We start from the raw sequence: 20,345 nt of genomic DNA, 5'->3' as shown, positions 1-20,345 counted from the left end.
CCGGATGCCACCGCCCGACCCGGTCCCCTGGAGGACCGGCTCCGCAGCAGCAGCGCTTCCGCAAGCCCACAGCCTACGTGACGGATCACATGACCCACTCCACCACCCCCGGTACCGACGAGCCCCGCGACTACGACCCGGCCGGGTACGACGTCCCCTCCGTGTACGAGGGGGTCGACGGGGCGGAGGACGCGGAGGACGACGACGAGGCGCTCCGGCGGGAGGCCGGGGAGCAGGAGTCGAGCCGGGCCAGCCGGCACTGGTGGGACCGGAACGCCGACGACTACCAGGACGAGCACGGGGAGTTCCTCGGCGACGACCGGTTCACCTGGTGCCCCGAGGGCGTGGACGAGGCCGACGTCCGGCTGCTCGGCGACCCGGCGGCGCTGAAGGGCGCGGACGTGCTGGAGATCGGCTCGGGGGCGGCCCAGTGCTCGCGCTGGCTGGCCGCGCGGGGCGCCCGCCCGGTCGCGCTGGACATCTCCTACCGGCAGCTGCAGCACTCCCGCCGGATCGACCTGGGCCGCGGCCTGGAGCCGGTCGCCGTGGTGCAGGCGGACGCGGCGGTGCTGCCGTTCGCGGACGGCTCCTTCGACCACGCCTGCTCGGCGTACGGCGCGGTGCCGTTCAGCGCGGACACCGGGCGGCTGATGCGCGAGGTGCACCGGGTGCTGCGGCCGGGCGGGCGCTGGGTGTTCTCGGTGACCCACCCGATCCGCTGGGCGTTCCCGGACGAGCCGGGGGTGGAGGGCCTGACGGCGACCTCCTCGTACTTCGACCGGACCCCGTACGTCGAGCAGGACGAGAACGGCGTCGCCACCTACGTCGAGCACCACCGGACGCTCGGCGACCGGGTGCGGGAGCTGGTCGCGGCCGGGTTCGCGCTGGTCGACCTGGTGGAGCCGGAGTGGCCGGAGGAGCTGGAGCAGGAGTGGGGCGGCTGGAGCCCGCTGCGCGGCGAGCACATCCCCGGCACCGCGATCTTCGTCGCCGTCCGGAACGGCTGAGCGCGGTGCGGCCCGGGGGGCTCGAACTGCCGGTCCGCGCCGCCCTCCCCGCGCTCGCCGCGGCACTGGAGGAGCACGGCGCGGCGGTGCTGTCGGCACCGCCCGGCACCGGCAAGACCACACTGGTGCCCCTCGCCCTCGCCGGGCTGCTCGGCGGCGCGCCGCGCCGCGTCCTGGTCGCCGAGCCGCGCCGGCTCGCGGTCCGGGCGGCGGCCCGCCGGATGGCCTGGCTGCTGGACGAACCGGTCGGCCGGACGGTCGGGTTCACGGTGCGCGGCGAGCGGCGGGCCGGGCCGGAGACCCGGGTCGAGGTGGTCACCACCGGCGTCCTGCTGCAGCGCCTCCAGCGCGACCCCGAACTGCCGGGCGTGGACGCGGTGGTGCTCGACGAGTGCCACGAACGGCACCTGGACGCCGACACCGCGCTCGCCTTCCTGCTGGACGTCCGGGCCGCGCTCCGCCCCGACCTGCGGCTGCTGCTGGCCTCGGCGACCGCCGACACCGACGCCTGGGCCGAACTGCTGGGCGGCGCGCCGGTGGTGGCCGCCGAGGGCGTCTCGCACCCGGTGCGGACGGTGTGGGCGCCGCCGCCCGCCGCCGTCCGGCCGCCGCACGGCACGCGGGTCGACCCGGCGCTGCTGGCGCACGTCGCGGCGACGGTGCGCCGGGCGCTGGCCGAGCGGGACGGCGACGTGCTGTGCTTCCTGCCGGGCGTCGGGGAGATCGCCCGGGTGGCCGGGCAGCTGGACGGCGTCGAGGTGCTGCAGCTGCACGGGCAGGCGCCGCAGGCCGTGCAGGACGCGGCGCTCGCCCCCGGCGAGCGGCGGCGGGTGGTGCTGGCCACCTCGGTCGCCGAGTCCTCGCTGACGGTGCCGGGCGTGCGGGTGGTGGTGGACTCCGGGCTGACCCGGGAGCCGCGCACCGACCACGCCCGCGGCCTGTCCGGGCTGGTCACCGTCCGGACGTCGCTGGCCGCGGCCCGGCAGCGGGCCGGCCGGGCCGGGCGGGAGGCGCCGGGCACGGTGTACCGCTGCTGGGCGGAGGCCGAGGACGCCCGGGCGGCCCGCTTCCCCACCCCCGAGATCGCGCTCGCCGACCTCACCTCCTTCGCCCTGCAGGCCGCCTGCTGGGGCGACCCGGACGCCGCCGGGCTGACCCTGCCCGACCCGCCGCCCGCGGGGGCGATGGCCGCCGCCCGGGAGGTGCTGCGCGCCCTGGCCGCCGTCGACGGCGCGGGCCGCCCCACCGACCGCGGCCGCGCCATCGCCCGCACCGGCCTGCACCCCCGGCTCGCCCGCGCGCTGCTCGACGGCGCCCCCGCCGTCGGCCCGCGCCGCGCCGCCGAACTGGTCGCGCTGCTCTCCGAGGAGCCGCCGCGCACCCTCGGCGACGACCTCGCCGAGATCCACCGCACCGTCCGCCGCTCCCCCGCCGACCCGTACGCCCGGCGCTGGAAGGACGAGACCCGCCGCCTGGAGCGCGCGCTGGACGGCACCGGGTCCGACACCGGGGCCGGTGCCGGGTCCGGGCCGTCCGACGCCGTCGCGGCCGGGCTGGTGGTCGGGCTGGCGTACCCGGAGCGGGTGGCGCGGGCCCGGGAGGGCGGGGACGGGGCGTACCTGATGGCGTCCGGGACGGCCGCGCAGCTGCCGGCCGGCACCCGGCTGCCGTCCGGCGGGTGGCTCGCGGTCGCGGTCGCGGACCGGCCGGCCGGGTCGCCGTCGGCGCGGGTGCTGCGGGCGGTCGCGGTGGACGAGGCGACCGCCCGGCGGGCGGCCGCGCCGCTGCTGGACGCCCGCGAGGAGGTGCGCTGGTCGGTGCGGCAGCGGGAGGTGGCCTCCCGGCGGGTGGAGGCGCTGGGGGCGATCGAACTGGCCGCCGTGCCGCTCCCGGACCCCGACCCGGCGCTGCTGCGGGCCGCGCTGCTGGAGGGCCTGGAGCGGGAGGGCGTCTCGGCGCTGCTGCGCTGGCCCCCGGCCGCGAGCGGCCTGCGCGAGCGGCTGGCGTTCCTGCGCCGGGCGCTGGGCGAGCCCTGGCCGGACGTCTCGGACGCCGCGCTGCTGGCCGCCGCCGGGCAGTGGCTGGAGCCGGAGCTGTCCCGGGCCCGGCGCCGCGCCGACCTGGAGCGGATCGACACCGCCGCCGCGCTGCAGCGCCTGCTGCCCTGGGCGGGCGGCCTGGCCGGGCGGCTGGACGAACTCGCCCCGGAGCGGATCACCGTGCCGAGCGGCAGCCGGATCAGGGTCGACTACGCCTCCGACCCGGACCGGCCGGTCCTCGCGGCCAAGCTCCAGGAGCTGTTCGGCTGGCCCGCCGCCCCGGCCCTCGCGGGCGGCCTGGTCCCGCTCACCGTCCACCTGCTCTCCCCCGCCGGCCGCCCGGCCGCCGTCACCGGCGACCTGGCGACCTTCTGGCACGAGGGCTACCGCGCCGTCCGCGCCGACCTCCGCGGCCGCTACCCCCGCCACCCCTGGCCCGAGGACCCCACCACCGCCACCCCCACCCGCCGCGCCAACCCGCGCAAGTGACGGTCCGTCAGGCTTCGTGCTGGTTCCAGTGCTCCGCCAGGGCAGCCATGTCGATGTCGTCGATCCACCGGTCGCCGTGGCGGAGGACCTGGCGGCGGATGCCCTCGAGCTTGAAGCCGGCCTTCTCGTAGGCGCGGCGGGCCCGGGGGTTGAAGGCGTAGACGGAGAGCGAGACGCGGTTGAGGCCGAGGGTGCGGAGGGCGTGGTCGGTGAGGAGGCGGACGGCTTCGGTGCCGAGGCCACGGTCGCGGCCGTCGGGGCCGAGGGCGATCCGGAGGTTGCAGGAGCGGTTGGGTTCGCTCCACTCGTTGAGGACGATCTCGCCGACGCCGCGGTCGGTGGCGCGGTCGACCACGATCAGGTCGAGGCGGTCGGGCTGGTCGTTGCGGGTGGTGTACCAGTCGACGAGGCGCTGCTCCATCTCCTCGGTCCACTCCGGGGGTTCGGGCGTCCAGGAGTCCGAGGTGTAGCGGAGCACGTCCGGGTCGTCGAGCATGACGCGGAGCATCGGGAGGTCCTGCTCCGGCCGGACGGGCCGGAGCAGGGTCTTCGTACCGAGCAGGGTGGGCTTGTCGGAGAAGGTGGGCATCCGGCCAGTCTCGGCGGACCGGCCGGACGCCCGCAACGCGATTAGTGCGCCGCCGCCTCCCAGTTCGGGCCGGCGCCGACCGAGACGTCCAGCGGGGCGCGCAGCGGGTAGGCGCCGGCCATCTGTTCGCGGACCAGCGCCTCGACCTGCTCGCGCTCGCCGGGGGCGACCTCCAGCACGATCTCGTCGTGCACCTGGAGCAGCATCCGGGTGGTCAGGCCGGCTTCGCGGAGCGCCTCGTCGACCCGGAGCATGGCGATCTTGACGATGTCGGCGGCGGAGCCCTGGATGGGGGCGTTGAGGGCCATCCGCTCGGCCATCTCGCGGCGCTGCCGGTTGTCGCTGGTGAGGTCGGGCAGGTAGCGGCGGCGGCCGAGCAGCGTCTCGGTGTAGCCGACGGCGCGGGCCTCCTCGACCACGTTGTGCAGGTAGTCGCGGACGCCGCCGAAGCGCTCGAAGTAGGTGTCCATCAGGCCCTGGGCCTCGGCGGGCTTGATGCCGAGCTGCTGGGAGAGGCCGTAGGCGGAGAGGCCGTAGGCGAGGCCGTAGGACATCGCCTTGATCTTGCGGCGCATCTCGGCGTCGACGTCGCCGGCGTCGACGGCGAAGACCTGGGAGGCGACGGTGGTGTGCAGATCCTCGCCGGAGGCGAACGCCTCGATGAGCGCGGCGTCCTCGGAGAGGTGCGCCATGATGCGGAGTTCGATCTGCGAGTAGTCGGCGGTGAGCAGGGTCTCGTAGCCCTCGCCGACCACGAAGGCGCGGCGGATGGCGCGGCCCTCCTCGGTGCGGACGGGGATGTTCTGCAGGTTGGGGTCCTGCGAGGAGAGCCGGCCGGTGGCGGCGACCATCTGGTTGAAGGTGGTGTGGATGCGGCCCTGCGGGGAGACCGTCTTGAGCAGGCCCTCGACGGTGGTGCGGAGCTTGGCCTGGTCGCGGTGGCGGAGCAGGATGACCGGGAGCTCGTTGGTGGTCTGGGTGGCCAGCCAGGTGAGGGCGTCCGCGTCGGTGGTGTAACCGGTCTTGATCTTCTTGGTCTTGGGGAGGTTCAGCTCGCCGAACAGGATCTCCTGGAGCTGCTTGGGCGAGCCGAGGTTGAACTCGCGGCCGGCGGCGGCGTGCGCCTCCTCGACGCAGCGCTGGATCTCGACGGCGAACTGGGCCTCCAGGCCCTCCAGCCAGGCGCGGTCGGCGGCGATGCCGTGGCGCTCCATCCGGGCGAGGAGTTCGGCGATCGGGAGTTCCATGTCGTGGAACAGCTCGACCGCGCCGACCTCGGCGAGCCGGGTGTCGAAGATCCCGGCGAGGTCGTGCACGGCGCGGGCCTGCGTCATCAGGGCCTGGGCGCCGGCCGTGGGGTCGGGTTCCTCGGCGTCGAAGGAGAGTTGGCCGGTCTCGGCCTGGGCGGCGGCGGGGGCGAGCGAGCGGCCGAGGTACTCCTCGGCGAGGACGTCGAGGGTGAAGGCGCGGCGGCCGGGCTTCTCCAGGTAGGCGGCGAGCGCGGTGTCGGCGGTGACGCCGGTGAACTGCCAGCCCTGCTCGGCGAAGGCGCGCATGACCTGCTTGGCGATGTGCAGGGCCTTGGGGCGCTTGGGGTCGGCGAGCCAGGCGGTGAAGGCGCGGTCGTCGTCCTCGGCGAGGGCGGCGGGGTCGAACCAGGCGGCGGCCTCGCCGGTGGCGAGGGCGACCTGCTCGACCTTGCCGCTGCCGAGGGCCCAGCTGTAGTCGGCGGCGAGCGCGGTGCGGTCGCCGGCGGCGGTGTGCTCGTCCAACCAGGCGGCGAGCGCGCCGGGTTCGGTGAGCAGGTCGCCGTCGACGGTGAGGCCGGGGGCGGCCTCGGCGGCCGCTTCGGCGGCGGCGCCGGCCGGGTCGACGGCGGCGACCCGGTCGCGGAAGCCGGGGTTGCGGAACTCCAGCGTCTCCATCAGCCGGGCGAGTTCCTCCTTGTCGAACGGGCCGCGCTCCAACTCGTTGACGTCGAGCGGGAGTTCGACGTCCCGGACGAGTTCGGTGAGGAAGCGGTTGCGCTTGACCGAGTCGAGGTGCTCGCGGAGCTTCTCGCCGATCTTGCCCTTGACCTCGTCGGCCCGGTTCACCAGCTCCTCGAAGGAGCCGTACTGGTTGACCCACTTCGCGGCGGTCTTCTCGCCGACGCCGGGGATGCCGGGCAGGTTGTCGGAGGGGTCGCCGCGGAGCGCGGCGAGGTCCGGGTACTGGTCGGGGCGGACGCCGTACTTCTCGGCCACCTTCTCGGGGGTGTAGCGCGTCAACTCGGAGACGCCCTTGGTGGGGTAGAGCACCGTGACGTTCTCGTTCACCAGCTGGAGCGAGTCCCGGTCGCCGGTGACGATCAGCACCTCGAAGCCCTCGGCCGCGGCGGCGGTGGCCAGGGTGGCGATCACGTCGTCGGCCTCGAAGTTCTCGGCGGTGAGCCGGGGCACCCGCATGGCGTCGAGGAGTTCGCCGATCAGCGGGATCTGGCTGCGGAACTCGTCCGGCGTGGCGGAGCGGTTGGCCTTGTACTCGGGGTACTCGGCGGACCGGAAGGTCTGCCGGGAGAGGTCGAAGGCGACCGCGAGGTGGGTGGGGCGCTCGTCCCGCACGGTGTTGACCAGCATCGAGGTGAAGCCGTAGACCGCGTTGGTGTGCTGCCCGGTGGCGGTGGAGAAGTTCTCCACCGGGAGGGCGAAGAAGGCCCGGTAGGCCATCGAATGCCCGTCCAGCAGCATCAGCCTGGGCCGTCCGGCCGCACTCTTGCCCGCACCCTGTGTCGCCACGTCACGTCCCGTCCTGCCGGTTGCACTGCCTCCCCGATCCTAGGGCCCGCGACCGACATCTCCGGCGCGGCGCGGAGCACCGCCCTACTGGCGGGTAGACAGTCGTACGATCGACGCGCAACGAAGCGAACCCGGAAGCAGGGAGCACCATGACCGACGCGGCGCCCGTACTGAAAGTGCCCCAGGACGTGCTGGACCACTTCGCCAAGCTGGGGGTGAGCCCGGAGACCTTCTCGGGCGGGCACCTGGGCGAGAAGCTGGGCATCACCATCGTCGAGGCGTCGCCGGACCGGGTGGTCGGGACGATGCCGGTGGAGGGCAACCAGCAGCCGTACGGGCTGCTGCACGGCGGGGCGTCGGCGGCGCTGGCGGAGACGCTGGGTTCGATCGGGTCGATGCTGCACGCCGGCCCGGGCCGGTACGCGGTGGGCGTGGACCTGAACGCCACCCACCACCGTTCGGCGACCTCCGGCCTGGTGACGGGCGTGGCGACGGCGGTGTTCAAGGGCCGGACGGCGGCGACGTACGAGATCGCGGTGACGGACGACACCGGCCGCCGGATCACCTCCTGCCGCCTCACCTGCATGCTGCGCGACCTGTAGTCCGGTCCGGCCGCGGGTGCCGGACGCCCTCCGCACGCCCCCGCCCGCACCTCGTGCGCCCCCTCGGGTTTGGCCGCGCCCCGCCAGGGGCAGTCTCGGCTGGACGAGGGGGCGCCACCATGTCCGGAGAGCGCGAACTGCCTAGCGCGCCAGCGGGATTGCTCGGTCCGGTGGAGCCGGGCGAGGGCACCTGGACGCCGCTCGCGCTGCCCGTCGAGCCGCCGCTGCTGAGCCGCCGCCAGAAGTACGCGCTGACGCTCCTGCTGCTCGCGCTGGCCTTCTTCCTGACGATCCGTCACGGCGCGAACCGGCCGGAGCAGGCCGCGAACTCGCCGCCGGCGACGACGGTGCCGGTCCCCTCGCAGTCCACCAGGATCACCTACGGCGGTCCGGCGGACCGCTGGCAGGACTCCTTCGCGCTCTGGCTGGCGGTGCAGAACACCGGCCCGACCTCGGTGGACGTGCTCGGGATCAGCCAGGGCTACCAGGGGCTGTCGGTGTCGGTGACGGGGTGGCTGCCGCAGACCGTGCCGGCCGGACGGACGGTGACGCTGCGGGTCGGACTGCGGGTGACGGACTGCTCGGCCGCCCCGCCGGACGCGGGACTTCCTTTCCTGGATGTAACGCTGCGTAATACGCGCGCAATGGAGACGGCGAGTCAGATTCTCGGCGACCCGTACGCCCGCGACCTTTCCGCCGCCCTGCATTCCGCCTGCGACATTCCCGATAATCGGACACCTGCGCCCAGCCCGACAGCCCCGGACAGTCCAGTCCGATAATCGGAGAACCATGGTGTGACCAGGGAGTTGGGGAGGACAACCATCCACACCTCGGGACGGAGCCCGCAATTCCGGGCCCACCTGCGCCTTTTGCTCACGATGTGAGACCGGACGGGGGTGTCGCCATAACAAGAGAATCACAGCCTCTCCCACCCCCCTGTCTCGGACGCCGTGGCCGGTCTAGAGTCACGGCCAGTCACCGACTGTCCGATTTCCGGGCACGGTCGACGCGTTCCGGCACCGCCAGCCCTGTGCGCGTGTCCTCCAGTCCCGAAGGAGACCCTCGTCGTGCGAAAGAGCTCACTGCTTGTCGTGACCATTGCAGTTACCGGGGCGCTCACCCTCTCGGCCTGCGGCTCGCGCGGCGAGAAGCCCGCCGCCGGCGGCGACGCGGGTGGCACCACCGTCGTCACCATCGGCGTCGACGCGCCGCTGACCGGCCCGCTCTCCGCGCTCGGCCTCGGTATCCAGCACTCCGTGGAGCTGGCCGCCAAGATCGCGAACGACAACAAGGAAGTTCCCGGCGTCACCTTCAAGGTGAAGGCCCTGGACGACAAGAAGTCGCCGCAGGAAGGCCAACAGAACGCCACCGCCCTGGTCGCCGACAAGACCGTCCTCGGCGTCGTCGGCCCGCTGAACTCGGGCGTCGCCCAGTCCATGCAGCAGGTCTTCGAGTCGGCCGGCCTGGTCGAGGTCTCCCCGGCCAACACGAACCCCGCCCTGACCCAGGGCGAGAAGTTCGACACCGAGAAGAAGCGCCCCTTCAAGACGTACTTCCGCACCGCGACCACGGACGCCATCCAGGGCCCGTTCGCCGCCCAGTACGCCTACAACGACCTCGGCAAGAAGACCGCCTACCTGATCGACGACAAGAAGACCTACGGCGTGGGCCTGGTCGGCGCCTTCCAGAAGGAGTTCACCAAGCTCGGCGGCAGCATCAAGGGCCAGGACCACATCGACGAGAACAACCTGGACTTCTCGGCCGTGGTCACCAAGGCCAAGGCCGCCGGCGCCGACGTGATCTACTACGGCGGCGAGTACCCGCAGTCCGGCCCGCTCTCCGACCAGCTCAAGAAGGCCGGCGTCACCGCCCCCGTCTTCGGCGGCGACGGCATGTACGACCCGGAGTACATCAACAAGGCCAACAAGAACGCCAACGGCGACTTCGCGACCTCCGTCGGCGCCCCGGTCGAGTCCCTCGACTCCGCCAAGAAGTTCGTCGCCGACTACAAGGCGGCCGGCTACTCCGACCCGTACGCGGCCTACGGCGGCTACTCCTACGACGCCGCCTGGTCGATCATCCAGGCCGTCAAGGCCAGCGTCGCCGACAACGGCGGCAAGCTGCCGACCGACGCCCGCGCCAAGGTCGTCTCCGCGATGAGCAAGGTCAGCTTCTCCGGTGTCACCGGCAAGGTCGGCTTCGACGAGTACGGCGACGCCGTGAACAAGCAGCTCACCGTCTACACCGTCAAGGACGGTGCCTGGACGGTCGCCAAGACCGGCACCTACTCGGGCTGACCCACCGCGGCCCGGCGGCCGGCCGCCCCCGCGGCGGCGGCCCGGTCCACGCACTGAACGAACCACCGGCGGGGGCGCTGAGAACCAGCGCCCCCGCCGTTCCACAACGGTTCGTCCCACCCCGCAACCGAACCCCCCTACCCCGAATCCACTCGGAGGCCCAGCGGTGCACGAACTGCCGCAGCAGCTGGCCAACGGCCTGATCCTCGGCTCCCTCTACGGGCTGATCGCGATCGGCTACACAATGGTCTACGGCATTGTCCAGCTCATCAACTTCGCCCACGGCGAGATCTTCATGACCGGTGGGTTCGGAGCCCTCACCACCTACATGGTCCTGCCCGACGGCATCGGGATCTGGCTCGCCCTGCCGCTCATGCTCCTCGGCGGCGTGCTGGTCTCCGTCATCGTCGCCGTGGCCGCCGAGCGCTTCGCCTACCGCCCGCTGCGCGGCGCCCCGAAGCTGGCCCCGCTGATCACCGCGATCGGCCTCTCCCTCGCGCTCCAGCAGGTCGTCGAGCAGTTCTACCCCGGCGCCAAGTCCGGCCGCAGCTTCCCGCAGCTGCCCGGCGGGCCGTACCACATCGGCAGCGTCACCCTGCAGCCCGCCGACATCTTCCTGTTCGTGGCCGCCCCGCTCTGCATGGGCGCGCTCGCCGCCTTCGTCGGCAAGACCCGCACCGGCCGCGGCATGCAGGCCACCGCGCAGGACCCGGACACCGCCAAGCTGATGGGCATCAACACCGACCGCATCATCGTGATCGCGTTCGCCCTCGGCGCCGCCTTCGCCGCGGTCGCCGCCATCGGCTGGGGCCTGCGCTACGGCCAGGTCGCCCCCACCATGGGCTTCCTCGCCGGCCTCAAGGCCTTCACCGCGGCCGTCCTCGGCGGCATCGGCAACATCTACGGCGCCATGCTCGGCGGCCTCGTCCTCGGTGTCGCGGAGGCCCTCGCCACCGCGTACATCCAGGAGATCCCCGGCATGCACCAGCTCGGCGGCGGCTCCTGGGCCAACGTCTGGGCCTTCGTCCTCCTGATCGTCGTCCTCCTCGTGCGGCCACAAGGCCTGCTCGGCGAGCGCGTCGCGGACCGAGCCTGAGGAACGGAGCAGCCACCATGACCACCACCAAGAGCCCCGCGCTCCCGCTGCCGCTCCCGGCCGCCAAGGCGCTCGTCCTCGCGGGCGGCCTCGCCACCGCCGCCTCCACGTTCATCCACTGGACCTGGACCTCGGAGTTCCCCGGCGACCTGACCGTCGACGGCTACCCCGGCGGCCTGCAGATCCTGACCCTCGTGGCCGGGCTGCTCGGCGCGCTCTTCGCGCTGCCGCTGTACGGCGTGAAGGGCACCCGCTGGCTCACCCCCGCCGGACCGAACGCGCCGGCGCTCGTCCTCGGCGCGGCCGCCGCGGCCACCACCTGGTTCACCCTGATCGCGATCGCCACCGAACTCGGCGGCCTCGCCAACCTGGAGCCCGGCGGCTGGATCGCCGGCGTCGCCTCCCTGCTCCCGCTGATCGGCGCGCTCGGCCTGCCGCAGAGCGGCTCCGCCGTCGGGCGCCCGTCCGCCGGCGGCGTGTCCGCCACCGTCCGGCACTACCTGGGCGCCTTCGCCCGCCTGGTCGGCCCCAACCCCGACCTGGCCCCGGTGAAGCCGCTCAACCGCTGGGTCGAGACGCTGATCATCATCGCGGTCGCCGCCCTCGGCCTGACCGTGTTCACCTACGGCATCGTCACCGAGTACGGCGAGCTGTTCATCGGCTTCCTGGTCCTCACCGGCCTCGGCGCCTGGGCCCTGATGCGCGCCGGGCTCATCTCCCGGCTCACCGCCCTCACCGCCCGCCACCGCGGCACCACCACCGGGGCCGCCTTCGCCGCGGCCGCCGCCTTCCCGTTCACCCAGAGCGACGACCACTTCGCCTCGGTCGGCGTCAACATCCTGATCTTCGCCACCGTCGCCCTCGGCCTGAACGTCGTCGTCGGCCTGGCCGGCCTGCTCGACCTCGGCTACGTCGCCTTCCTCGGCGTCGGCGCCTACGCCGCCGCCCTGGTCTCCGGCTCGACCAGCTCCCCCGTCGGCCTGCACCTGCCGTTCTGGGGCGCCGCCCTGGTCGGCATGGCCGCGGCCCTGGTCTTCGGCGTCGTCATCGGCGCCCCCACCCTGCGGCTGCGCGGCGACTACCTCGCCATCGTGACGCTCGGCTTCGGAGAGATCTTCCGGATCGCGGTGAACAGCCTCGACGGCGTCTCCGGCCCCAAGGTCACCAACGGCCCGAACGGCATCCGCAACATCCCCGACCTCGACATCCTCGGGTTCGACTTCGGCCAGGCGCACACCTTCGGCTCCTTCACCCTGGGCCGCTTCGCCAACTACTTCCTGCTGATGCTGCTGGTCACCGCGTTCGTCGTGACGGTCTTCAGCCGGGCCAACGACTCCCGGATCGGCCGCGCCTGGGTCGCCATCCGCGAGGACGAGACCGCGGCCCAGGCGATGGGCATCAACGGCTTCAAGCTCAAGCTGCTCGCCTTCGCCCTCGGCGCCGCGCTCGCCGGCCTGGCCGGCACCGTCATGGCCCACGTCAGCTACAGCGTCGTCCCGGACCCCTACCAGTTCGCCGGCGCCGTCCCGCCCAACAGCGCCTTCCTGGTCGCCGCCGTCGTCCTCGGCGGCATGGGCACCATCGCCGGCCCGCTGCTCGGCGCCACCCTGCTCTACCTGATCCCGGAGAAGCTGGTCTTCCTGAAGGAGTACCAGCTCCTCGTCTTCGGCATCGCCCTCGTCCTCCTGATGCGCCTGCGGCCCGAGGGCCTCATCGCCAACCGCCGCGCCCGGCTGGAGTTCCACGAGCACGACGAGTCGGCGGCCCCCGCCGGGGCCGACGACGCCGCCCGTACCGAACCCGGCCCCGCCGGCCTCACCACCGCAGGGGCGTGAGACACACCATGACCACCCAGACCGTCCCGGGCCCGCGCCCGGCAGGCACCCCGGGGCCCACCCCCCTGCTCGAAGCCAGCGGCGTCATCATGCGCTTCGGCGGCCTCACCGCCGTCAACAACGTCGACCTGACCGTCGGCGAGGGCGAGATCGTCGGTCTGATCGGCCCCAACGGCGCCGGCAAGACCACCTTCTTCAACTGCCTCACCGGCCTGTACGTGCCCACCGAGGGCACGGTGAAGTACAAGGGCACCGTGCTGCCGCCCAAGCCGCACCTGGTCACCCAGGCGGGCATCGCCCGGACCTTCCAGAACATCCGGCTGTTCGCCAACATGACCGTCCTGGAGAACGTCCTGGTCGGCCGGCACACCCGCACCAAGGAGGGCCTGTTCTCGGCGATCCTGCGCGGCCCCGGCTACAAGCGCGCCGAGGCCGAGAGCCGCGAGAAGGCCATGGAGCTCCTGGAGTTCTGCGGCCTCGCCCGCAAGGCCGAGCACCTGGCCCGCAACCTGCCCTACGGCGAGCAGCGCAAGCTGGAGATCGCCCGCGCGCTCGCCAGCGAGCCCGGGGTGCTCCTGCTGGACGAGCCCACGGCCGGCATGAACCCCCAGGAGACCAACGCCGCCGAGGAGTTGGTCTTCGCGATCCGCGACAAGGGGATCGCGATCCTGGTCATCGAGCACGACATGAAGTTCATCTTCAACCTGTGCGACCGCACCGCCGTGCTCGTCCAGGGCCAGAAGATCGTCGAGGGCGACAAGGAGACCGTCCAGAACGACGAGCGCGTGATCACCGCCTACCTCGGCACCCCGCTCGAAGGCACCACCGCCGGTACGGAGGACGACCAGTGACCGCTCTGCTCGAGGTCGAGGACCTCCGCGTCGCGTACGGCAAGATCAAGGCCGTCAAGGGCATCAGCTTCACGGTGAACCAGGGCGAGGTCACCACGCTGATCGGCACCAACGGCGCCGGCAAGACCACCACCCTGCGGACCCTGTCCGGCCTGCTCCGGCCGACCTCGGGCCGGATCCTGTTCGAGGGCGCGGCGATCGACACCGTCCCCGCGCACAAGATCGTGTCGCTGGGCCTGGCCCACTCCCCCGAGGGCCGGCACATCTTCCCGCGGATGACGATCGAGGAGAACCTGCTCCTCGGCGCGTTCCTCCGCAAGGACGCGGCCGGCATCACCGAGGACGTCGAGCGCGCCTACACGCTCTTCCCGATCCTCGGCGAGCGCCGCCGGCAGGCCGCCGGCACGCTCTCCGGCGGCGAGCAGCAGATGCTCGCCATGGGCCGCGCCCTGATGTCCCGGCCCAGGCTGCTCATGCTGGACGAGCCCTCGATGGGCCTGTCCCCGCTGATGATGCAGAAGATCATGGCGACCATCGTGGAGCTGAAGGCCGCCGGCATGACCGTCCTGCTGGTCGAGCAGAACGCGCAGGCCGCGCTCTCGCTCTCCGACCGGGCGTACGTGATGACCACCGGCGAGATCACCCTCTCCGGCACCGGCGCGGAGCTGCTGCACGACGACTCGGTGCGCCGCCAGTACCTCGGCGAGGACTGACCCCCCGTCAGCACGGTGCCCCGACCCCTCGCGGGGGTCGGGGCACTCTCGCGTGCGGGCCCGGTCGTCGGCGGGCTCAGCCCTCGGCGGGCTCGGCCTTCTTGCGGTCCTGGGCGGCGCCCTCCTCGATCACGGCCTCCGCGACGGCGGCCATGGTCATCCGGCGGTCCATCGAGGTCTTCTGGATCCAGCGGAACGCGGCGGGCTCGTTCAGGCCGAACTTGGTCTGCAGCACGCTCTTGGCGCGGTCGACCAGCTTGCGGGTCTCCAGCCGCTGCGAGAGGTCCGCGATCTCCTGCTCCAGGGTGCGCATCTCGGTGTAGCGGGAGACCGCCATCTCGATCGCCGGAACCAGGTCGCTCTTGCTGAACGGCTTGACGATGTAGGCCATCGCGCCGGCGTCCCGGGCCCGGTCGACCAGCTCGCGCTGGGAGAACGCGGTGAGCATCAGCACCGGCGCCAGGTGCTGCTCGTGGATGCGCTCGGCGGCCGAGAGGCCGTCCAGCACCGGCATCTTGACGTCCAGGATGGCCAGGTCGGGCTTGAGCTCCTCCACCAGCCTCACCGCGGTCTCGCCGTCACCGGCCTCACCGACGACGGTGTAGCCCTCCTCCTCCAGCATCTCCTTCAGGTCGAGGCGGATGAGCGCCTCGTCCTCGGCGATGACGATTCGGGTGATCTGGGGCGAGTCGGTGTCAAGCGGCTGTGGCTGCTCGTCGGGGGTGCTCACGGGGCTCCTCGGTCCGGCGGGGTGCTGCATGCATGAGCCTACCCAGACACGGTATGTTTGCCTCACCGCGGTGGGGGGTTGCGCCCTCGATCCGCAGCGCCCCGATAGCCCAATCGGCAGAGGCAACGGTCTCAAACACCGTCCGGTGTGGGTTCGAATCCCACTCGGGGCACTCCCCTCCACCTCCCTTCACGTTCCGGGGCCGTCGGCCTCGCCCGCACGCCGCCGCGGTGACTTCCACCACGGCGGCGCTCCGCTTTTCCGGACATCCCCCCGCCCTGCCCCGCCCCTCAGCGCCGCCCGCCGTGCCGGGCCGGACAAACTATCGGCGGCCGCGATTCCTTTCGGTACGATCTCGTGAACCCGCCGCGCCATCAGCGGGGACACCTTCACAGTGACACCCTCCAGGAGCCCCGTCCCATGTCATCGGACAGTGCCGTCGTCGAGCAGATACCGGTCGGCTCGGTACACGCCGGAGTGCCGGCCCCTGCTGCTCCGCCCGAGCCGACCCGGCGCCGTCCGCGCCTGTACGTGCTCGACGGGCTCCGGTTGATCGCCGCCCTCGCCGTGGTCGGCTGGCACTACGCCGGCATCGAGCGCGACACCTCGATCTGGGGCGGCCGGGTCAGCGCGATCATGCCGAAGCTGCACGTGCTGGCCGCGTACGGCTGGACCGGCGTCGAGTTGTTCTTCCTGATCAGCGGCTTCGTCATCTGCATGTCGTCCTGGGGCCGCCCACTGGGGCACTTCGTGAACTCCCGGATCACCCGGCTGTTCCCCGCCTACTGGTTCAGCGTGCTGCTGATCGCCGCCGTGACGTTCTACGCCCGGGCGCCCTGGAGCAAGGACGTCCTGAAGGGCTCCTACTCCAGCGTCATCACCAACATGACGATGATGCAGGAGGGCCTCGGCGTCCCGGACATCGACGGCGTCTACTGGACCCTCTGGGTCGAGCTGCGGTTCTACGTGCTGTTCGGCCTGCTGGCCATCGGCGGACTCACCTACCGCAAGGTGGTCTCGTTCTGCGGCAGTTGGCTGGTCCTCGCGATCGTGGCCGCCGGTTCCAAGCTGCCGCTGCTGGACTTCTTCTTCTTCCCCCGGTACGCGCCCTACTTCATCGCGGGCGTCGCCCTGTACATGATCCACCGGTTCGGCTCGAACCTGCTGCTGTGGGGGATCGTCGGTTTCTCCTGGCTGCTGGCACAGGACCAGCTGCGGTACATCGTCGCCGACTACTACTGGCAGAAGATCTCCTACAACGTCTCCTTCACCATCATCACGGTGATGTTCGTGGTGATGATCGGGGTGGCCGTCGGCTGGTTCGACTGGGTCCGGTGGCGGTGGCTCGCCACCGCCGGTGCCCTGACCTATCCGCTGTACCTCGTCCACGAGCAGCTCGGCTGGCACGTCATCCACCACTTCCACGGCCGGGTGAACGCCTACGTGCTGGTGGGTGCACTGGTGGTCGGCATGCTGGCGTTCGCGTGGCTGATCCACCGGCTGATCGAGCAGCCCACCGCGATAGCCCTCCGGCGCGGTCTCCGGGGCGCGCTCATCGACCTGCGGGACCGCGACCGCGGGAAGAACGAAACCGCCGGGACGTCGGGCTGACGCGTCCTGCGCGTCGAGGGGCCGCCCCGAACGGGGCGGCCCCTCGGCATGCGGTGACGGTGCGTCAGTTGGCGGGTTCGCCGACGTGGTGCACCCGGACCAGGTTGGTGGAGCCGGCCAGGCCGGGCGGGGAGCCGGCCGTGATGATCACGACGTCGCCGGGCTTGCAGCGGCCCAGGCCGATCAGCGCGGCGTCGACCTGGGCGACCAGTTCGTCGGTGGTGGTGACGAACGGGCCGAGGAAGGTCTCCACGCCCCAGGTGAGCGACAACTGGCTGCGCACGGCGGGCTCGTAGGTGAACGCCAGGACCGGGATCGGCGAGCGGTAGCGGGTCAGCCGGCGGGCGGTGTCGCCGCTCTGGGTGAACGCGATCAGGTACTTGGCGTTCAGGAAGTCGCCGATCTCGGCGGCCGCGCGGGCGACCGCGCCGCCCTGGGTGCGCGGCTTGCTGCTGGCGGTGAGGGCCGGCAGGCCGGCCGCCAGGATGTCCTCCTCGGCGGCCTCGACGATCCGGGCCATCGTCTTGACCGTCTCGACCGGGTACTTGCCGACCGAGGTCTCGCCGGAGAGCATCACCGCGTCGCTGCCGTCCAGCACCGCGTTGGCGACGTCGGAGGCCTCGGCGCGGGTCGGCCGGGAGGCGTTGATCATCGAGTCCAGCATCTGGGTGGCGACGATCACCGGCTTGGCGTTGCGCTTGGCCAGCTTGATCGCCCGCTTCTGGACGATCGGCACCTGCTCCAGCGGGAGTTCGACGCCCAGGTCGCCGCGGGCGACCATGATGCCGTCGAAGGCGTCCACGATGGATTCGAGGTCCTCCACCGCCTGCGGCTTCTCGATCTTGGCGATGACCGGGACCCGGCGGCCCTCCTCGGCCATGATCCGGTGGACCGCCTCGACGTCTTTCCCGCTGCGCACGAACGACAGCGCGATGATGTCGGCCCCGGTCCGCAGGGCCCAGCGCAGGTCTTCGACGTCCTTGTCGGAGAGCGCGGGCACCGAGACGGCGACCCCGGGGAGGTTGAGGCCCTTGTGGTCGGAGACCAGGCCCCCCTCGATGACGATGCAGTGCACCCGGGGGCCCTCGACGTGGGTGACCTCCAGGCAGACCCGGCCGTCGTCGATCAGGATGCGCTCGCCGCGCGAGACGTCCGCGGCGAGGCCCTTGTAGGTGGTGCCGCAGATCTCCCGGTCGCCCGGGACGTCCTCGACGGTGATGGTGAACTCGTCCCCGCGTTCGAGCAGGACCGGCCCGTCGGCGAAGGTGTCCAGCCGGATCTTCGGGCCCTGGAGGTCGGCGAGCACGCCGACGCTGCGGCCCGTCTCGTCCGAGGCCTTGCGGACCCGGTGGTAGCGGTCTTCGTGCTCCGCGTGGGAGCCGTGGCTGAGGTTCAGTCGGGCGATGTCCATGCCGGCGTCGACCAGGGCCTTGATCTGGTCGTACGAGTCCGCGGCGGGCCCGAGAGTACAAACGATTTTTGCTCGGCGCATACCGCAGAGCCTAGGCATTACCGGGCCGTAACAGCGCGGTTCCGGCCAGTCCTGCCATGGCAGTTGGCGAAATATCCGGTGAACGGACCCCGCTGCCGGGGCGGGTCGCGGCAGGGTGGTCCGCGACCCGCGCCGTTGACGCACGCGCGTGCGGCCCGGTCGGACCTCGTCACGGGCGGGTCACCCGGATCTCACCTGTTGGAAAGCCCGCGGGGCTGGTCCCGGCGGCGAGAACCGGGCAGACTGCCAGACGCGTTTTCTACGCGCGTCACCACGGGTGGCGGGGTGTCACCTGCCCTCCCACCGGTCCCGGTCGACGCGGCCCGCACGCCCCGCACGCCCCGACTTGGAGTCCTCGATGACCCTGAACCGCCGTGACTTCGTCACCCGCTCCGCCGCCACCGCGGCCGGGGCCGCCCTGGCCGGCGGCCTGTCCGCCGCCGCGGCCACCCCCGCCGCAGCCGCGGACCTCGACCGGGACGAGTCCCACGGCCGGGGCCACGCCCCGTTCAAGGCGAACTTCACCGTGATGGGCACCACCGACCTGCACGGCCACGTCCTCAACTGGGAGTACTTCACCGACTCCGAGTACGACGACAAGGCGCACAACGACGTCGGCCTGGCCAAGATCTCCACCCTGGTCGAGCAGGTCCGCGCGGCGAAGGGCCGCGGCCGCACCCTGCTGATCGACGCCGGCGACACCATCCAGGGCACCCAGCTCGCCTACTACTTCGCCCGGGTCGAGCCGATCACCGGCAAGAAGGCCCCGCGCCACCCGATGGCCGCCGCGATGAACGCGATCGGCTACGACGCCGCCGCCCTCGGCAACCACGAGTTCAACTACGGCATCCCGCTGCTGCGCGCCTACCAGGACCAGCTGTGCTTCCCGCTGCTGGGCGCCAACGCGCTGGACGCCAAGAACGAGAAGCCGGCCTTCCCGCCGTACGTGATCCGCGAGCTGCACCTCGGCCACGGCCGCCCGATCCGGGTCGGCATCCTCGGCCTGACCAACCCGGGCATCGCGATCTGGGACAAGGCCAACGTGCAGGGCAAGCTGACCTTCCCGGGCATCCCCGAGGTCGCCGCCAAGTGGGTGCCGAAGGTCCGCGCCGCCGGCGCCGACGTGGTCGTGGTCACCGCCCACACCGGCATCGACGACCCGTCCTCCTGGGGCGACCAGCTCCCCTACGCGGAGAACGCGGGCGCCGCGCTGGCCGCCACCGTGCCGGGCATCGACGCGATCCTGGTCGGCCACGCCCACAAGGAGATCCCGCAGCGGGTCGTGGTCAACCAGCAGACCGGCAAGAACGTGGTGCTGTCCGAGCCCGCGCTCTGGGGCGAGCGGCTGACCTGCTTCGACTTCGAGGTCGAGTTCTCCCGCGGCCACTGGACCGTCACCGGCGTCACCGCGAGCCTGCTGAACTCCAACACGGTCGCCGAGGACCCGAAGATCACCAAGCTGGTCGAGGCCCAGCACAAGAAGGTCGTGGCCTACGTCAACCAGGTCATCGGCACCTGCAAGGAGACCCTCTCGATCGCCGAGGCCCGGTTCAAGGACACCCCGATCATCGACCTGATCGGCCGGGTCCAGGCCGACGCGGTGCGCACCGCGCTGGCCGGCGGCCAGTACGCCGGCCTGCCGGTGCTGGCCCAGGCCGCGCCGTTCAACCGGACCGCCGCCATCCCGTCCGGCCAGGTCAAGCTGCGCGACGCGGCCGGCCTGTACATCTACGAGAACACCCTGGAGGCCCGCCTCCTGACGGGTGCCCAGATCAAGGACTACCTGGAGTACTCCGCCAAGTACTACGCCCAGGTCGCCCCGGGCGCGCCGATCGACCCGGACACCCTGACCAACCAGGCCAACAACACGCCCGACTACAACTACGACGCGATCTACGGCGTCAGCTACGACATCGACATCGCGCAGCCGGTCGGCAGCCGGATCGTCAACCTGTCGTACCAGGGCGCCCCGGTCGACCCGGCCGCGCAGTTCGTCCTCGCGGTCAACAACTACCGGGCCAACGGCGGCGGCAACTTCCCGCACGTCGCCAAGGCGCAGCAGGTGTGGGCGAACTCCGACGAGATCCGCAACACCATGATCGCCTGGGTGAAGGCCAAGGGCGTCATCGACCCGGCCGACTTCTTCGGCAAGAGCGCCTGGCGCCTGGTCCGGGCCGGCGTGCCGGTCTTCTAGTCCCCGGCGCGCGGGGGCCGTTC

General features: G+C 72.2%; 15 protein-coding genes and 1 tRNA gene. 12 read left to right on the top strand and 4 right to left on the bottom strand.

Annotated features, from left to right (window positions below):
• Positions 1 to 89 precede the first annotated feature (89 nt).
• Positions 90 to 1,007 (top strand): class I SAM-dependent methyltransferase, encoded by a 918-nt coding sequence (locus ACIQBJ_RS17925; protein WP_400710579.1) that lies wholly within the window; start codon positions 90 to 92, stop codon positions 1,005 to 1,007.
• Positions 1,008 to 1,012: 5 nt separating this feature from the next.
• Positions 1,013 to 3,535 (top strand): ATP-dependent helicase HrpB, encoded by a 2,523-nt coding sequence (gene hrpB / locus ACIQBJ_RS17920; RefSeq protein WP_400710576.1) that lies wholly within the window; start codon positions 1,013 to 1,015, stop codon positions 3,533 to 3,535.
• Positions 3,536 to 3,542: 7 nt separating this feature from the next.
• On the opposite strand, the gene ACIQBJ_RS17915 is transcribed toward hrpB, so the two are convergent.
• Positions 3,543 to 4,124: a GNAT family N-acetyltransferase gene (locus ACIQBJ_RS17915; RefSeq protein ID WP_400710573.1), complete on the bottom strand. Its 582-nt coding sequence runs from the start codon at positions 4,122 to 4,124 to the stop codon at positions 3,543 to 3,545.
• Positions 4,125 to 4,165: 41 nt separating this feature from the next.
• On the bottom strand, positions 4,166 to 6,853 hold the full coding sequence (gene polA, locus ACIQBJ_RS17910) for a DNA polymerase I (protein ID WP_400711353.1): 2,688 nt from the start codon (positions 6,851 to 6,853) through the stop codon (positions 4,166 to 4,168).
• Between the two features lie 197 nt (positions 6,854 to 7,050).
• On the opposite strand from polA, the gene ACIQBJ_RS17905 reads away from it, so the two are divergent.
• The 7 genes from ACIQBJ_RS17905 (at position 7,051) to ACIQBJ_RS17875 (ending at position 14,295) form a co-directional block, all read left to right on the top strand.
• Positions 7,051 to 7,503: a PaaI family thioesterase gene (locus ACIQBJ_RS17905; protein WP_400710570.1), complete on the top strand. Its 453-nt coding sequence runs from the start codon at positions 7,051 to 7,053 to the stop codon at positions 7,501 to 7,503.
• A gap of 119 nt (positions 7,504 to 7,622) precedes the next feature.
• The gene (locus tag ACIQBJ_RS17900; protein WP_400710567.1) at positions 7,623 to 8,282 is read left to right on the top strand and encodes a Tat pathway signal sequence domain protein; all 660 of its coding nucleotides are present in this window, start codon (positions 7,623 to 7,625) and stop codon (positions 8,280 to 8,282) included.
• A gap of 288 nt (positions 8,283 to 8,570) precedes the next feature.
• Positions 8,571 to 9,800, top strand: coding sequence for a branched-chain amino acid ABC transporter substrate-binding protein (locus tag ACIQBJ_RS17895; protein ID WP_400710564.1), 1,230 nt, complete (start codon positions 8,571 to 8,573; stop codon positions 9,798 to 9,800).
• A gap of 166 nt (positions 9,801 to 9,966) precedes the next feature.
• Entirely contained in the window at positions 9,967 to 10,896 is a 930-nt protein-coding gene (locus ACIQBJ_RS17890) for a branched-chain amino acid ABC transporter permease (RefSeq protein ID WP_400710561.1), read from the top strand.
• A gap of 17 nt (positions 10,897 to 10,913) precedes the next feature.
• Positions 10,914 to 12,731 (top strand): branched-chain amino acid ABC transporter permease, encoded by a 1,818-nt coding sequence (locus tag ACIQBJ_RS17885; protein ID WP_400710558.1) that lies wholly within the window; start codon positions 10,914 to 10,916, stop codon positions 12,729 to 12,731.
• An 8-nt stretch (positions 12,732 to 12,739) separates the two neighbouring features.
• Positions 12,740 to 13,582, top strand: coding sequence for an ABC transporter ATP-binding protein (locus ACIQBJ_RS17880; RefSeq protein ID WP_400710555.1), 843 nt, complete (start codon positions 12,740 to 12,742; stop codon positions 13,580 to 13,582).
• Positions 13,579 to 14,295 (top strand): ABC transporter ATP-binding protein, encoded by a 717-nt coding sequence (locus tag ACIQBJ_RS17875; RefSeq protein WP_400710552.1) that lies wholly within the window; start codon positions 13,579 to 13,581, stop codon positions 14,293 to 14,295. The genes ACIQBJ_RS17880 and ACIQBJ_RS17875 overlap by 4 nt, the downstream gene beginning before the upstream one ends.
• Positions 14,296 to 14,371: 76 nt before the next feature.
• Here the strand turns inward: ACIQBJ_RS17875 and ACIQBJ_RS17870 are convergent, their stop codons facing one another.
• On the bottom strand, positions 14,372 to 15,055 hold the full coding sequence (locus ACIQBJ_RS17870; RefSeq protein WP_400710549.1) for an ANTAR domain-containing response regulator: 684 nt from the start codon (positions 15,053 to 15,055) through the stop codon (positions 14,372 to 14,374).
• Between the two features lie 68 nt (positions 15,056 to 15,123).
• On the opposite strand from ACIQBJ_RS17870, the gene ACIQBJ_RS17865 reads away from it, so the two are divergent.
• Together ACIQBJ_RS17865 and ACIQBJ_RS17860 are read left to right on the top strand one after the other, a co-directional pair.
• Positions 15,124 to 15,197, top strand: a tRNA-Leu gene (locus tag ACIQBJ_RS17865).
• Between the two features lie 248 nt (positions 15,198 to 15,445).
• On the top strand, positions 15,446 to 16,636 hold the full coding sequence (locus ACIQBJ_RS17860) for an acyltransferase family protein (RefSeq protein WP_400710546.1): 1,191 nt from the start codon (positions 15,446 to 15,448) through the stop codon (positions 16,634 to 16,636).
• A 64-nt stretch (positions 16,637 to 16,700) separates the two neighbouring features.
• On the opposite strand, the gene pyk is transcribed toward ACIQBJ_RS17860, so the two are convergent.
• A complete protein-coding gene (pyk, locus tag ACIQBJ_RS17855) occupies positions 16,701 to 18,128 on the bottom strand; it encodes a pyruvate kinase (RefSeq protein WP_400710543.1) in 1,428 nt (475 codons plus the stop codon).
• 358 nt (positions 18,129 to 18,486) lie between these two features.
• Here pyk and ACIQBJ_RS17850 point away from each other — a divergent pair, with 358 nt between their 5' ends.
• Positions 18,487 to 20,322, top strand: a complete 1,836-nt coding sequence (locus tag ACIQBJ_RS17850; RefSeq protein ID WP_400710540.1) for a bifunctional metallophosphatase/5'-nucleotidase — start codon at positions 18,487 to 18,489, stop codon at positions 20,320 to 20,322.
• Positions 20,323 to 20,345: the final 23 nt, after the last annotated feature.

The organism is Kitasatospora sp. NPDC088391, assembly GCF_044753345.1.
Taxonomy (GTDB): Bacteria; Actinomycetota; Actinomycetes; order Streptomycetales; family Streptomycetaceae; genus Kitasatospora.
The sequence above is the reverse complement of the archived record's forward strand: the minus strand, read 5'-3'. Positions and strand labels throughout refer to the sequence as shown.

What these genes read in the sequence shown, in the direction of transcription:
- ACIQBJ_RS17925 (WP_400710579.1), top strand. Translation starts at nt 90, where the DNA reads ATGACCCACTCCACCACCCCCGGTACCGACGAGCCCCGCGACTACGAC.
- ACIQBJ_RS17915 (WP_400710573.1), bottom strand. Translation starts at nt 4,124, where the DNA reads ATGCCCACCTTCTCCGACAAGCCCACCCTGCTCGGTACGAAGACCCTG.
- polA (WP_400711353.1), bottom strand. Translation starts at nt 6,853, where the DNA reads ATGCTGCTGGACGGGCATTCGATGGCCTACCGGGCCTTCTTCGCCCTC.
- ACIQBJ_RS17905 (WP_400710570.1), top strand. Translation starts at nt 7,051, where the DNA reads ATGACCGACGCGGCGCCCGTACTGAAAGTGCCCCAGGACGTGCTGGAC.
- ACIQBJ_RS17900 (WP_400710567.1), top strand. Translation starts at nt 7,623, where the DNA reads ATGTCCGGAGAGCGCGAACTGCCTAGCGCGCCAGCGGGATTGCTCGGT.
- ACIQBJ_RS17885 (WP_400710558.1), top strand. Translation starts at nt 10,914, where the DNA reads ATGACCACCACCAAGAGCCCCGCGCTCCCGCTGCCGCTCCCGGCCGCC.
- ACIQBJ_RS17880 (WP_400710555.1), top strand. Translation starts at nt 12,740, where the DNA reads ATGACCACCCAGACCGTCCCGGGCCCGCGCCCGGCAGGCACCCCGGGG.
- ACIQBJ_RS17870 (WP_400710549.1), bottom strand. Translation starts at nt 15,055, where the DNA reads ATGCAGCACCCCGCCGGACCGAGGAGCCCCGTGAGCACCCCCGACGAG.
- ACIQBJ_RS17860 (WP_400710546.1), top strand. Translation starts at nt 15,446, where the DNA reads ATGTCATCGGACAGTGCCGTCGTCGAGCAGATACCGGTCGGCTCGGTA.
- pyk (WP_400710543.1), bottom strand. Translation starts at nt 18,128, where the DNA reads ATGCGCCGAGCAAAAATCGTTTGTACTCTCGGGCCCGCCGCGGACTCG.
- ACIQBJ_RS17850 (WP_400710540.1), top strand. Translation starts at nt 18,487, where the DNA reads ATGACCCTGAACCGCCGTGACTTCGTCACCCGCTCCGCCGCCACCGCG.